Origin of the sequence: Actinomyces glycerinitolerans (assembly GCF_900098745.1) — a bacterium.
GTDB classification, from domain to species: Bacteria; Actinomycetota; Actinomycetes; order Actinomycetales; family Actinomycetaceae; genus Actinomyces; species Actinomyces glycerinitolerans.
Genome location: NZ_FQTT01000014.1, coordinates 58,753 through 72,743 on the forward strand (window position 1 = coordinate 58,753; position 13,991 = coordinate 72,743).

A 13,991-nucleotide genomic window follows, 5' to 3' on the forward strand; every position below is an offset into this window, starting at 1 on the left:
TCGGAGATGATGGCCCGTCCCGGCGCGTCCGGGGCGCCGCACCCGGCACTACGCGTCGCCGGAACCATCTACACTCGGTCGGACCGTCGGCATTTGCGCCTGCGGACGCTCTCCAGTCCTCGCTACGACAGAAGGAACGTCATGACTGACGCCCCCGAACGCATCCTCATCCTGCTCAAGCCCGACGCCGTGGAGCGGCACCTGGTCGGCGAGATCCTGCGCCGCATCGAGGCCAAGGGCTACGAGCTCACCGCCTTGAAACTGGTGCTCCCCACCGCCGAGGTTCTGGCTGCCCACTACGCCGAGCACGTCGATAAGCCCTTCTATCCCGGGGTCGTGGAGTACATGACCCGTGGCCCGGTCGTCGCTGCCGTCGCCGAGGGACAGCGCGTGGTGGAGGGGGTGCGTTCGCTCATGGGGGCGACCGACCCGACGTCCGCGGCGCCCGGCACCATCCGCGGAGACCTCGGCCGCGACTGGGGCACCAACGCCATCCAGAACCTGGTGCACGGCTCGGACTCGCCCGCCTCCGCCGAGCGTGAGATCGCGATCTGGTTCCCCGAGCTGGCGAACTGAACCGAGCTGCGGACGCAGCGGGAAGGCATGTGGGGTCGCCACCAGTGCGGTGGCGACCCCACATGCCGTTCAGACCGACCTCGGTACGTAACATCCGCCGACCTCGGTGAGGGGGCGATGCGGTGAGGGGACGGGGAACGGGCCCGCTGTCAGGCGGGACGCCGGGACAGGACCTCCTTCAGGGGGACCCGGGCGCCGGTGCGCGTGACGGCCCGCGTGTAGATCCGCGCCGACAGCCACACGAATGCCGGGATGAACACCAGTGCGAGCACGAGTGCTGCCGCCTGCTCGCCCCAGGACGAGACGCCGAGCACGAGCCGCGCCGGCATCAGGAATGGGGAGAAGGGCGGCAGGTAGGCCAGCACGCGGTACAGCAGGGATGAGGAGTCGCCCAGCGCCATCACGAAGGAGAGCACGTAGGGGATCATCAGCGTCATCGTCAGCGGCATGACCGCGCTGGCCACGTCCTCCTGGCGGCTGACCAGCGCGCCGGCGGCGGCGTAGCCGACCGCGTAGATCGCGTAGCCGACGATCATCCAAACGATCATGGCGACCAGCACGGTATCGATGTCGACCGCGCCCTCGGGCAGTACGCCGCTCAGCTTCGCCGTCACGCCGGCGATGATCCCTATCAACCCGTAGGAGACCAGCACCGCGGTGCCGGTTCCGATCACCTTGCCGGCCAGCAGGGAGGTGGGCCGCACGCAGGCCAGCAGGATCTCCACGATGCGGCTGGACTTCTCCTCCACCACGCCCATGGCGATCGTCTGGCCGCCGCCCATGACGATGATGAACAGCAGGATGTCGACGATCAGCAGGACGGAGTAGCGTGCGCCGAAGTCGGCGGAGTCCTGGTCGGGCGGGTCGAGGGCCTCCACCTGGGGCACGGCCCCCGCCACCGATGCCGCCACCTGGGTGGGCTCGCCGCCCAGGGCGGTGATCTGTTCGGACAGGGCCGACTGTTGGAGCACGTTCGTTACGGCGGCGACCACCGCCTGGTCGGCGTTGCCCTCCTCGCTGACCTTCAGCGCGGGGGAGGGGCCGGTCAGGTCGAGCACCATGTCCACGTCGCCGTCATCGGTGGTGATGCCGAGCGCCGCCTCGGCGTCGGTGTCGGAGACATCGGTGACCTGGACGGTCAGGCCGTTGCTGTCGCTGACCTGGCCCAGGACCGAGACCAGTGCCGTGGTTGTTTCGGCATCGGGCGCGGAAACGCCCAGCCGGTAGGGCTCGTCCTCGCCGCCCGTCAGGTGGGCGACCACGAGGATGCCGCCGACGGCGAGGACCAGCATGATGAGTGTGGAGATCACCGCCGAGCGCTTGAACAACTGGGTGCGCAGCTCGCGGCCGGCTACCAGGCGGATCTCCTGTGAGCGGGAGATGGTGGTGTTGGAGTGTTCGGGGGCGGGCACGGCTCAGGCCTCCTGTCCGGTCGTGGGGGCGGGGGATGCGGTGGGGGCGGCAAGCACGTCGCGGAAGATCTCGGTGAGCGGGCGGGTCACGGGCCCCAGTTCGCGCAGCCGTCCCAGGCGCTGGGCCGCCTCCAACAATCGCTGTTCGTCGGGGCCGCCGGCCACGACGGTCACCCGCGCACCCTCGGCAATGGGCTCGGCGCTCGCCTCCACTCCGGGGGTTCCGGCCAGCATGGCGGTGGCGGCGCCGACGGCGGCATCGGGCTCGCCGGCGACCTCGACGACGGCGCGCCAGCGCGGCTCGGCGCCCGCCTGCAACTCGGCCACGGTGCCGTCGGCAACCAGCCGGCCCTCCCGGATGATGACCACGCGGTCGCACAGCCGCTGCACGACGTCGAGCTGGTGGGAGGAGAACAGCGTGGGCACCCCGGCCGCTGCCCGCTCGCGCAGCACCTGACTCATCACGTCCACGGCCACCGGATCCAGGCCGGAGAAGGGCTCGTCCAGGATCAGCAGGTCGGGGTCGGAGACCAGGGCGGCCGCCAACTGGACGCGCTGCTGGTTGCCCAGGGAGAGCTTCTGCACCTCATCGTCGCGCCGGGCGGCGATGTCCAGCCGCTCGGTCCACTGCTCGCCGGCCCGCCGGGCGGCGTCGGCCGTCACCCCGTGCAGGCGGGCCAGGTAGGTCAGCTGCTCACCGACCTTCATCTTCGGGTACAGGCCGCGCTCCTCGGGCATGTAGCCGATGCGACGACGCTCGGCGGCACCCACCGGCGCGCCGTCCCAGGTCACGGAGCCGGCGTCGGCGGTCAGCACCCCCATGACGATGCGCATGGTGGTGGACTTGCCGGCGCCGTTGGCACCCACGAAGCCCACGATCTCACCGTCACCTAGGCGCAGGGACAGGGCGTCGAGAGCCTGCAGGCTCCCGAAGCGTTTGGACAGGTTCGCAATGTCGAGCACGGGCACTCCAATCGGGATGGGTAGTGTTAAGTCCGCTTGACGTGGAGAGTCTGCTCGACCGCAAGCGCTGGTGTCAAGGTCGCTTGCTGGAGCGCTCGCTGTCCCCACCGCCGTGAGGGGCGAAGCGCCGGGCACCGCGTACGCCGGTGCGTCAAGAACATCCCTCTGCGCCAGACGCACACGCCTTCCTCTCGAATACACGAGTTTTAGAGGTTTGCACGTGCGCAGCGCCCGCAAAGCTCTAAAACTCGTGAGCCTGACGCAAACGCGTGTTCATGGCGGCGGACTGCGGGTTTTCGCCCGCTTCCCGCTATCGTTGGCGTGTGCACCTCAAGACGTTGACGATGAAGGGATTCAAGTCCTTCGCCTCGTCGACCACCCTGCGCCTGGAGCCGGGCATCACCGCCGTGGTCGGCCCCAACGGCTCGGGCAAGTCCAACGTGGTGGACGCCCTGACCTGGGTCATGGGGGAGCAGGGCGCAAAGAACCTGCGCGGCGGTTCCATGGCCGATGTCATCTTCGCCGGCGCCGGCTCCCGCCCCGCGCTCGGCCGCGCCGAGGTCTCCCTGACGATCGACAACACCGACGGCGCCCTGCCCATCGACTACAGCGAGGTGACCATCACCCGCACCCTGTTCCGTGGCGGCGGCAGCGAGTACCAGATCAACGGCAACACCTGCCGCCTGCTGGACGTCCAGGAACTCCTGTCCGACACGGGCATGGGCCGGCAGATGCACGTGGTGGTCGGTCAGGGACAGCTCGACGCGGTGCTCACCGCCACCCCGGAGGAGCGGCGCGGCTTCATCGAGGAGGCCGCCGGCGTTCTCAAGCACCGGCGCCGCAAGGAGCGGGCGCTGCGCAAACTCGACTCCATGGCAGCCGACCTGACCCGGCTCACCGACCTTACCGCCGAACTGCATCGACAGCTCGGCCCCCTCGCCCGGCAGGCCGCCGTCGCCCGCCGCGCCCACGTCATCCAGGCGGAGGTCCGCGACGCCACCGCCCGGCTGCTGGCCGACGACGTCGTGCAGGTCCAGTCGTTGTTGGACGCCGGCCAGGAGGATCGGGCCCGCCTGGACCGCCGCCGCGCCGGCATTGAGGAGTCCGAGCGAGTCGCCCGCGTCCGGCTGGAAGAACTTACCGCCGTCGAGGCCACCTCCGGGCAGCGGCTGGCCCGCGCCACCGCCACCTGGGAGGAGCTGACGGGCGCCGCCCAATCCCTGGCCGCCCTGGCCGACGTCGCCGCGGAGCGCGTGCGCGGGCTGGCCGCCGCGCCGGGCCCCGCCGTCGGCACCGACCCGGAGGAACTGGAGCGCCGGGCCCAGGAGGCCGCCGCCGAGGAGACGGAACTGGCCGCCGCCATTGAGGCCGCCCGTACCGCGCTGACGGACGCCACCGCCGAACGCGTCGACGCCGAGGCCGCCGCCGCCACCGCCGAGCAGGCGCTCGCGGCGCTGCAGACCCGGCGCGCCGAGCATCGCGAGCTGCTGGCCCGCGCTGGGGGCCGCGTCGCTTCGGCCCGCTCCCGCCACGAGGCCGCCCGCGCCGCCGTCGAGCAGGCCCGGGCATCTCTGGCAGCCGCGGAGGGGCGCGACGCCGCCGCCCTCCGGGCCCTGGAGGAGGCCACGTCCGCCGACGCGGACCGCCCCGAAGCATCGGCCGACGCCGACCGGCCCGACACCGCGGCCGGCGAGCAGGCCCGTGCCGCCGCCGCCCACGCGGCGGCCACCGCCGCGCTGAACGCCGTCCGCGACGTCGTCGCCACCGCCACCGACACCCGTCGTGAGGCGGCCGCCGAGTTGGCCACCTGGACCGCCCGCCGTGACGCCCTCGCACTGTCCCTGCGCGCTCAGGATGCCACCGCCGACCTGACCGACGCCGGCCTGCCCGGCATACTCGGCCCGCTCGCCGGCGCGGTCACGGTAGCCGCCGGCTGGGAAGAGGCCCTGGCCGGCCTGCTAGGCGAGCTGGCCGGAGCCGCGGTCGTCGCCGACACCGACGCCGCCGTCGCCGCCCTCGCCCACGCCCGCAGCGAAGACGGCGGCGGGTTGCGGCTGATCATTTCCGGTCCCGACGCCGACGGCGCGGCAGACCCGCCCGCTGCCGAACCCGCGGTCCCGGAAGCTGCCCCCGCCGGTGCTCGGCCGGCCGCCGCGCTCGTCACCGCCGAATCCGCCGCGCTGACCCGCACCCTCAACGCGTTGCTGGCCGACGCCTGGGTGGTACCCGACCTGGAGACAGCCCAGGCCCTGCGCGCCGCCGAACCCGGCGCCGTGGTCGCCACCCGCGACGGCGACGTGCTCGCCCCCACCTGGGCCACCGGCGCCGGGGAGGGCGCCTCCTCCGTGCTCGCCCTGGCCGCTGCCCACGACGAGGCCGCCGCTCGCGCCGCCGCCGCGCAGGAGGCCGAGCACGCCGCCGCCGACGAGCTCGATACCGCCCGCGCCGAGGAGGCCGCCGCGCGCAAGGCCGTCGCCACCGCGCTGGAGCGGCTGCGCGCCGCCGACGCCGAGGCCGCTCGCGTGGCCGAGAACCGCGCCCGGCTGAACTCCGCGGCCCGCGCCGCCCGCGAGGAGACCGGTCGTGCCCACCGCGTCTTGGAGCGCGCCGAGGCGGAGGCCGCGCAGCGCGCCGCCGAACTCGCCACCGCCCAGGCCGCCCTCGCCGAGGTCGAGAACCAGGCGCCGGCGGTCCTGTCCGCGCCCGGAGGCAGGGCCGCACCCACCGGGGAGAATGACCTCGACGCCGCCATCGATGCCGCTCGCGCCACCCGTGAGACCACTGCCACAGCCGCCTCCGCGGCCCGCACCGCCGAGACGGAGGCGCGGCTGAGCCTGCGCACCGCAGAGGAGCGGGAGCGCAGCGGCCGCGGCCGCGCCGACTCCCTGCGCCGAGCCGCCCGGCGCGAACGCGAGCAGCGCGCCGCCGCCGCCCGCGCGGAGCAGGCCCGCAAGGCGCGGCTGGCAACGGCGGCGCAGGTGCGCGACCAGGCCCGCACCGCCGCCGAGACCGCTCGCACCTGGGTCGAACAGTCCCAGAGCGAACGCACCCGTATCGAGGCCGAGCGTGCCGATGCCGCCGCCGCGGCCGCCGATGTGCGCAAGCAGCTGGATGCTCTGGCCGGTGAACTCGCCGCCCTGTCCGACGCCGCCCACCGCGACGAGATCGCCCGCGCCGAGCAGAAGCTGCGCCTGGAGAATCTGGCCGAGCGCGCCATGAACGAGCTTGGCCTGGAGCTGGACCCCTTGGTGGAGGAGTACGGTCCCCACATGCTCGTGCCGGATGCGGAGGCGGAAGCCGCCGCCGAGGCCGCTGCCGACCGGGACGGCGCCGCCGACGCGCCCGACGCGCAGGAGAACACCCGGACGGGGCGGTCCGAGCCCGCCGCGCACCCGACCGGTCGGCCCTACGTGCGCGCCGAGCAGGAGAAGCGGCTGGCGCGGGCGAACCGGGACCTGGCGCGGCTGGGCAAGGTCAACCCGCTGGCCCTGGAGGAGCACGCGGCTCTGGAGGAGCGCCACCGCTTCCTGGCCGAGCAGCTCGCCGATCTCAAGCAGTCCCGCGCCGACCTGATGCGCATCGTTGAAGACGTGGACCAGCGCGTGCAGGAGGTGTTCACTCAGGCCTACGCGGACACCGCCCGCGAGTTCGCGATCGTCTTCGACCGGCTCTTCCCCGGCGGCGAGGGGCGCCTGGTGCTCACCGACCCCGATGACATGCTCACCACCGGCATCGACATTGAGGCCCGCCCCGCCGGCAAGAAGGTCAAGCGCCTGTCGCTGCTGTCCGGTGGGGAGCGCTCGCTGGCCGCCGTGGCGCTGCTGGTGGCGATCTTCCGTGCCCGGCCCTCGCCGTTCTACGTCATGGATGAGGTGGAGGCGGCCCTGGATGACACCAACCTGGGGCGGCTGCTGGACATCTTCACCGAGTTGCGCGCCTCCAGTCAGCTGATCATCATCACCCACCAGAAGCGCACCATGGAGATCGCCGACGCCCTGTACGGCATCACCATGCGCGACGGCGTGACTCAGGCGGTTTCCCAACGGCTCTCATCCGCCGCCCAGTAGCCGGGCTCAGCATGTGGGCGAGCAGCCGGCGCGGGTAACCGTGACCGACTGTGACCAACACGGCGCTGTCCGGTGGGCGACACAGCGCGCCCACCTTGGCGGCATTGTGACAAACGGAAGGCACAATTATGCCCATGGGTTCCATGATCTTCCCCCTCGCCGTCGTCCTCGTCGCCGCCTTGATCGTGCTCGGCCTGGTCGTCGCCGAGCGCTACCCGGTCGCCACCTGGCGCGACCGGCTGCGTGACCTGGCGGGGGTGGCCCGTGAGAAGGAGGAGCCCGTCAAGGTGGTGCCGCAGGACGCCCGCCTTGAGGACCTCATGACCCGGGACGACTCCGCCGTATACGTGGGCACCGAGTCCTTCTCCGGACTCGTGGACGTGGTCGAGAAGGCCATGGACACGGCCGAGTCCAAGGCCGCCGAGGTGCGTCGCAACAAGGACGCCGCCGCGGCCCGCCGCACCCGGGAGACGGCGGCGCAGCACTAGCGCCCCTGCCGGCGCCCGGCGTCGGGCGCACGCACTTGCCGGCCCCCGTAGGCGATCAGGCATGATGGGATCATGGATCCCTTGCTGATCGTCCTCATCGTCGTCGTCGTACTCGCCGTCGCCGGCGGTATCTGGTTCTACGCGGGGCGCAACCGCGGCGGAGAGGTGCCGCCGGAGGTTAGTGCTCACAAGCCCACCAGCGCCGACGACATCCTGCTCGCCCCGCCGCAGGAGCAGGCCCCCGCCGAAGCGGAGACCCCGGCCGGGCCGACGCCGGAGGCGGCCGCGCCCGCCACCCTGGAGCGCCCCGAGTCCATCCCCGGCCGCATGCAGCGCCTGCGCTCGCGCCTGGCCGGCGCCGGCGGCTTCGGCCGGGCCGTCCTCGCCGTCATGTCCCGTGGCGACCTCACCGAGGCCGACTGGGAGGAGATCGAGGACACCCTGCTCACCTCGGACCTCGGCATCGAGGTCACCACCTCCCTGATGGACGAGCTGCGCACCCAGGCGAAGGTCCTGGACACCTCCGACCCCGCCGCCATCCGGGGGGTGCTGCGCGAAGAGCTGCTGAAGCTGGTCGATCCGTCCATGGACCGCTCCCTGAACCTGGCCAAGCCCACCCCCGCCGCGGGCTGGAACTCCGCCGACGGCGAGCCGGCCGCTGCCGTGCTCATGGTCGGGGTCAACGGCACCGGTAAGACCACCACCTGCGGCAAGCTGGCCCGGGTGCTCGTCGCCGATGGCAGGACGGCCGTCATGGGTGCTGCCGACACCTTCCGCGCAGCCGCCGCCGACCAGTTGACCACCTGGGGCGAGCGCGTCGGCGTCGAGGTCGTCCGCTCCGAACGGGAGGGCGCCGACCCCGCCTCCGTCGCCTACGACGCCACCCGCGCGGCCGCCCGCGACGGCGTGGACGTGGTGCTCGTGGACACCGCCGGCCGCCTGCAGAACAAGGCCGGACTCATGGACGAGCTCGGCAAGATCAAGCGGGTCATGGAGAAGGTCGCCCCCGTCGGCGAGGTGCTGCTGGTGCTGGACGCCACCACCGGGCAGAACGGCATGCGCCAGGCGCAGGTCTTCTCCGAGGCGGTCGGCATCACCGGCATCGTGCTGACCAAGCTCGATGGCACCGCCAAGGGCGGCATCGTCGTCACCGTGCAGCGGGAGCTGGGCGTGCCCGTCAAGCTCGTCGGGCTCGGCGAGGGTGCGGACGACCTGGCGCCCTTCGACCCCGAGGGCTTCGTAGACGCCCTGCTCGCCTGAAACACCGTTGCAATACCTTGCAAGGTGCTGACACGCACGCGTCACCGGCGCGTCACCGGCGGCGAACGCGCCCCTGATTGGCTCCCTCCTGTGCGAACCCCTCGCACACTGAAGGGAGAGATCTCATGGTCCTCGACACCGGAGCCACGGCCTGGATGCTGGTGAGCGCCTCGCTCGTGCTGCTCATGACCATTCCCGCGCTCGCGCTCTTCTACGGCGGCATGAGCCGATCCAAGTCGGTCCTGAACATGATGATGATGTCCTTCGGCGGCACCGCCGTCGTCGGCGTCCTGTACATCCTGTACGGCTGGTCCATGTCCTACGGCGGCACCGACATCGCCGGCATACTGGCCAACCCGTTCGACCAACTCGGCCTGCACGGCGCCATCACCGACTCATCCGGCCAGTTCCTGCTCGACGACTACGGCGTGCCCGTCATCGTCGGGGTCGCCTTCCAGATGACCTTCGCGGTGATCACGGTCGCCCTGATCTCCGGCGCCATCGCCGACCGCACCCGCTTCGGCGCCTGGATGACCTTCGTGCCGCTGTGGGTGACCCTGTCCTACTTCCCCATGGCCCACATGGTTTGGGGCGGCGGCGCCCTGTCCGGCGACGGCTGGTTCGCCTCCATCGCCGAGCCCATCGACTTCGCCGGCGGCACCGTGGTCCACATCAACGCCGGCGTCGCCGGCTTCGTCCTGGCGGTGCTGATCGGAAGGCGCCGCGGCTTCGGGCGGATGCCCATGCGGCCGCACAACCTGCCCCTGACCATGCTCGGCTCCGGCCTGCTGTGGATCGGCTGGTTCGGCTTCAACGCCGGCAGCGCCTTCACCGCGGACGGCCTGGCCGGCCTGGCCTGGGTCAACACCTCCGCGGCCACCTGCGCCGCCGTCCTGGGCTGGCTGCTGGTCGAGCGCCTGCGCGACGGCCACGCCACCAGCCTGGGGGCGGCCTCCGGCGTCGTCGCGGGCCTGGTCGGCATCACCCCGGCCGCCGGCTCCGTCACTCCCGTGGGCGCGCTGGTGCTCGGCGTGATCTGCGGCGCCCTGTGCGCCATGGCCGTGGGCCTGAAGTACCGCTTCGGCTACGACGACGCGCTCGACGTCGTCGGCGTCCACCTGGTCGGCGGGCTCACGGGCACGGTCCTGGTCGGCTTCCTCTCCGCGGACACCGGGCTGCTGTACGGGCACGGCCCCGCCCAGCTGGTCGTCCAGGTGCTGGTCGCCCTCGTCGCCGTCGGGTTCAGCCTGGTGATCACCACCCTGTGCTGGTTCATCGTCTCCCGCACCCCGGGCGGTTGGCGGCTGTCCGCCGACGCTGAGCACCTGGGGGCCGACAAGGCGGAGCACTACGAGTCCGCCTACGAGTCGCTCACCGGCGGCCGCCTGGCCACCGTCGTCGCCCGCCGGGAGCACCGTCCCGTTACCGCCGCAGCCGAGGAGGCCTGAGCCATGAAACTCGTCACCGCAATCATCCAGCCCTACCGGCTCGACGCCGTCATCTCCGCGCTGGAACTGGCAGGCAGCAGCGGCGTGACCATCTCCGAGGCCCAGGGCGCGGGCAGGCAGAAGGGGCACACGGAGGTCTACCGCGGCGCCGAGTACCAGGTGGACTATGTGCCCAAGCTCCGCCTGGAGATCCTCACCACCGATGCGCAGGTAGAAGCCATCATCGGCGCCATCTCCGGCGCTGCCCGCTCCAGCGGTGGTGGTGCGCTCGGCGACGGCAAGATCTGGATGACCGATGTGGAGGAGGTGGTCCGGGTGCGCACCGGTGAGCGCGGCGAGGCCGCGATCTGACGCCGCCCGGCCATCGCCGTGAGGGCCCGCACGTCCCCTTGGGTGGGACGGCGCGGGCCCTCCCCGCTATCCTGAACTGAAGCGTGCGCCGTGCCCCGGCGTCGGCGCGCACCATCCGTTCCTCCAACCACCTGCGCCCCGGCGCCAAGGAAGGACCCCGCGTGTTCGGCAACCTCTCCGACCGGCTCACCGCCTCGTTCAACTCGCTGCGCGGCAAGGGCCGCCTGAGCGAAGCGGACGTGGACGCCACCGTCTCCGAGATCCGCCGCGCCCTCCTCGAGGCCGACGTCGCCCTGCCGGTGGTGCGCTCCTTCACCGCCGCCGTGCGGGAGAAGGCCAAGGACGCCGCCCGCTCGCAGGCCCTGAACCCGGCCCAGCAGGTCGTCCGCATCGTCAATGACGAACTGATCGAGGTGCTCGGTGGCGAATCCCGCGAGCTCAACTGGGCGGACCGCGGCCCCACCGTCATCATGCTCGCCGGTCTGCAGGGCGCCGGTAAGACCACCCTGGCGGGCAAGCTCGGCCGCTGGCTGAAGCAGCAGGGCAAGCGCACCCTGCTGGTCGCCTCCGACCTGCAGCGCCCCAACGCGGTCACCCAGCTGAGCGTGGTGGCCGAGCGCGCCGGCGTGGACGTGTGGGCCCCCGAGCCCGGCAATGGCGTGGGCGACCCGGTGGCGGTGGCCCGCAGCGGCGTCGAGCAGGGGCGGGCAAACGGCTACGACGTCGTCGTCATCGACACCGCCGGCCGCCTGGGCGTCGACGCGGAGATGATGGACCAGGCCATCCGCATCCGCGACGCGGTCAGCCCCAACGAGATCCTGTTCGTCCTGGACGCCATGGTCGGTCAGGATGCCGTCAACACCTCCGTCGCCTTCCGCGACGGGGTCGGCTTCACCGGCGTGGTGCTGTCCAAGCTCGACGGCGATGCCCGCGGCGGTGCCGCCCTGTCCGTGCGCGGGGTGACCGGGGCCCCCGTCCTGTTCTCCTCCACCGGCGAGGGCCTGGACGACTTCGAGCGCTTCCACGCCGACCGCATGGCCTCCCGCATCCTGGACATGGGTGACCTGCTCACCCTGATCGAGCAGGCCGAGCGGGCCTTCGACGAGAAGGAGGCGGAGGACGCCGCCGCCAAGCTCGCCTCCGGCACCTTCACCCTGGACGACTTCCTGTCCCAGTTGCGCCAGCTGCGCAAGATGGGGTCGATGAAGAAGCTGCTGGGCATGATGCCCGGCATGGGGCAGATGCGCGAGGCCCTGGAGAACTTCGACGAGCGCGAGGTCGACCGCATCGAGGCGATCGTCTGCTCCATGACCCCCGCCGAGCGCCGTGACCTGTCCATCCTCAACGGCTCGCGCCGCTCCCGCATCGCCAAGGGCTCGGGCACCACCGTGCAGGCCGTCAACGAGCTGGTCAGCCGCTTCGAGGCCGCCAAGAAGATGATGGAGGCCATGACGGCCGGCGGCGGCCCGGGCGCCATGGGCGGTCCCGGCGGCGTCCCGGGCATGGGTTCGCTGCCCTCCACCGGCAAGCGGGCCAAGGCCCGGCAGGCCCCCAAGAGCAAGAAGCGCAAGGGCGGCAAGAAGGGGCGCTCCGGCAACCCCGCCAAGGCCGCCCGGCAGGCGCGTGAGGCGGCCGCTGCCCGCGCGCAGAGGGCCGACGGCGCCGTGGAGACCCCCGCGCCCGCCCCGGCCGGCTCCGCCTTCGGACTGGGCCAGCCAGCCGCGGCGGCCCCCAGCTACGGCATTATGCCGGGGCAGGGGGCGGCAAACGCCTCACAGCCCCAGCCGCAGTCGAGTGACGACGAGGTGGCCGACGCCATGGCCGCCCTGCCGGAGGATCTGCGCCGTCACCTGGGCCTGTAAGCCCGCCGACGGCCACCGGCACGGCAAGGGGCTCGTCGGTCTTTCGCCGTCCGGACCCGATCGGCAAAACCGATGCGTCACGCGGACTCCGGCTCCGCCCGCTTCCCGAGCGGGCGGAGCCGCCGGCGGACCGGCGTGTGCGCACAGCCCGGAACGGCGTTCGAATCAGTCAGGACGGGGTATAGGCGATTACCTCGGAATCGACGCCCATGAGGATCAGGTCATCGGTCGTGCGTACCAGGGCTCGGCCCTTGGAACGATCCTGCGAATACTCCGGGACCAGCACCTCTCCCGACTCCGTGTCGAAGACAATGGCCCATGCGTTCACATTTGGCCGTGAACGGAGTACCAGGCTGCGACCATCGGCGGTGAGTGCCGCCATCCTCTGGTAGTAGCCGCCTTGGAGATACGTATCTATGAGCACGCTTTCGGGCAGGTCAACCTCGTTCCCGTTCAATGTGCACGCAGAAGTGTCCCGGCACTGCAGGACCACATCCGCCCAGTCGAAGTCTCCGTCGCGGTAGGCGGCGCGCAACTGCGCGAGCATTGGCAGCTCGCCGTCGGTCAGCAGCACCGTGGGGAGCTCGGCGATGACCGGGAACGGTTGTCCCTCCTCCCCGCCTGAAGTGATCAATGCGGCCTGATTCTGGGATTTGGACAGCAGCAGCCAGCCGTCACGTGCTGGAATGAATACGGGGAAGCCGCCGGCGTCCGTTGATCTGGGCCAGTTACCGTGAAGTGAGCCGTCCGCCAGAGACATCAGGGTGTAGGTGCGGGTGTTTTCGGCGTCGGATTCCGTATTGGCCACGAGCGAGCCATCCTGTACGTTGCCGCTCATTCCGAAGCCGATAGTCGGATAGACCATGTCTTCCTCATAGTCCTGCTTCCACCGCTGTGATGGATTGCCATCATTCCAGTCCCAGGCGGAGCAGGTGGCGGCGGAGCTGCTGTAGGCGTGGCGACAATTGATGGCCAGTTCCTCGGCAATGGAGATGACGACGCCTGACTCATCGGCCCAGGGAGCTTGGGTCAGGTCGCCGGTCGACGGGTCGAGCAGCAGGCGCCCGGTCGCCAGATACCCGCCCCACCACTGGGCGTACTCACCCGGGTACAGCCTGTTGATGTCTTTGCCGTCAGGGTCATCGCCGGAGCGGGTCCAGAGCTCCTCGGCGCCCGTGCTGGTGAGGTGATAACCGGTGACCTTGGCGGGCGTGTCCAGGTGTCGTTCGGAGACGATCACCAGGCAGTCTCCGGCGGAGAACGCCTGCCAGTTCGGCACGTCCAGCAAATCGCCTCGACCACTGTCCAGGCGCCATTCCTCCGCCCAGCCGGTCGGGTCGGTGGGGGTGTCCAGGACGGCCGTCGTCGAGCAGCCGGTTTGTGCGGGTGGTTCCACGACGGCGTTCACGGTGCGGGGCGTGGGGGATGCGGGGCTAGGAGTGATTTCAGCTTCGGTGGCTGACCCGAACCGGTTGCCGAGAACGCTGGCGCACACAATGACGACTGCGGCGACAGCGATGATGCCGGCGGGGAGAGTCCGTGAGCGTCTGCGGCTTGATACGTA

10 protein-coding genes are annotated in these 13,991 nt (G+C 71.5%); 7 read left to right on the plus strand and 3 right to left on the minus strand.

The annotated features are described in order from the left end of the window. The first annotated feature begins 141 nt into the window (after positions 1-141). Positions 142-576, plus strand: coding sequence for a nucleoside-diphosphate kinase (gene ndk / locus ACGLYG10_RS13060; protein ID WP_073332869.1), 435 nt, complete (start codon positions 142-144; stop codon positions 574-576). Between the two features lie 149 nt (positions 577-725). On the opposite strand, the gene ACGLYG10_RS13065 is transcribed toward ndk, so the two are convergent. Continuing rightward, complete coding sequence (locus ACGLYG10_RS13065; RefSeq protein WP_073332872.1) at positions 726-1,988, minus strand: ABC transporter permease; 1,263 nt, start codon at positions 1,986-1,988, stop codon at positions 726-728. 3 nt (positions 1,989-1,991) lie between these two features. Next, positions 1,992-2,951: an ABC transporter ATP-binding protein gene (locus ACGLYG10_RS13070; RefSeq protein ID WP_073332875.1), complete on the minus strand. Its 960-nt coding sequence runs from the start codon at positions 2,949-2,951 to the stop codon at positions 1,992-1,994. A gap of 323 nt (positions 2,952-3,274) precedes the next feature. On the opposite strand from ACGLYG10_RS13070, the gene smc reads away from it, so the two are divergent. The 6 genes from smc to ffh all read left to right on the plus strand — a co-directional run bounded on the left by smc (position 3,275) and on the right by ffh (position 12,427). Beyond that, a complete protein-coding gene (gene smc, locus ACGLYG10_RS13075; RefSeq protein WP_073332878.1) occupies positions 3,275-7,018 on the plus strand; it encodes a chromosome segregation protein SMC in 3,744 nt (1,247 codons plus the stop codon). A gap of 134 nt (positions 7,019-7,152) precedes the next feature. Then, positions 7,153-7,506, plus strand: coding sequence for a hypothetical protein (locus tag ACGLYG10_RS13080; RefSeq protein ID WP_073333241.1), 354 nt, complete (start codon positions 7,153-7,155; stop codon positions 7,504-7,506). Between the two features lie 72 nt (positions 7,507-7,578). Further along, positions 7,579-8,766 (plus strand): signal recognition particle-docking protein FtsY, encoded by a 1,188-nt coding sequence (gene ftsY, locus ACGLYG10_RS13085; RefSeq protein ID WP_073332880.1) that lies wholly within the window; start codon positions 7,579-7,581, stop codon positions 8,764-8,766. Positions 8,767-8,891: 125 nt separating this feature from the next. Next, positions 8,892-10,214 (plus strand): ammonium transporter, encoded by a 1,323-nt coding sequence (locus ACGLYG10_RS13090; protein WP_073332883.1) that lies wholly within the window; start codon positions 8,892-8,894, stop codon positions 10,212-10,214. Between the two features lie 3 nt (positions 10,215-10,217). Then, complete coding sequence (locus ACGLYG10_RS13095; protein ID WP_073332886.1) at positions 10,218-10,565, plus strand: P-II family nitrogen regulator; 348 nt, start codon at positions 10,218-10,220, stop codon at positions 10,563-10,565. 161 nt (positions 10,566-10,726) lie between these two features. Then, positions 10,727-12,427 (plus strand): signal recognition particle protein, encoded by a 1,701-nt coding sequence (ffh, locus tag ACGLYG10_RS13100; RefSeq protein WP_073332889.1) that lies wholly within the window; start codon positions 10,727-10,729, stop codon positions 12,425-12,427. A 169-nt stretch (positions 12,428-12,596) separates the two neighbouring features. On the opposite strand, the gene ACGLYG10_RS13105 is transcribed toward ffh, so the two are convergent. After that, complete coding sequence (locus tag ACGLYG10_RS13105) at positions 12,597-13,835, minus strand: hypothetical protein (protein WP_139240996.1); 1,239 nt, start codon at positions 13,833-13,835, stop codon at positions 12,597-12,599. Positions 13,836-13,991 lie beyond the last annotated feature (156 nt).

Bases quoted from the DNA above. Each gene is read 5' to 3' on its own strand.
- ACGLYG10_RS13090 (WP_073332883.1), top strand. From the start codon at position 8,892: ATGGTCCTCGACACCGGAGCCACGGCCTGGATGCTGGTGAGCGCCTCG.
- ACGLYG10_RS13080 (WP_073333241.1), top strand. From the start codon at position 7,153: ATGGGTTCCATGATCTTCCCCCTCGCCGTCGTCCTCGTCGCCGCCTTG.
- ftsY (WP_073332880.1), top strand. From the start codon at position 7,579: ATGGATCCCTTGCTGATCGTCCTCATCGTCGTCGTCGTACTCGCCGTC.
- ndk (WP_073332869.1), top strand. From the start codon at position 142: ATGACTGACGCCCCCGAACGCATCCTCATCCTGCTCAAGCCCGACGCC.
- ACGLYG10_RS13095 (WP_073332886.1), top strand. From the start codon at position 10,218: ATGAAACTCGTCACCGCAATCATCCAGCCCTACCGGCTCGACGCCGTC.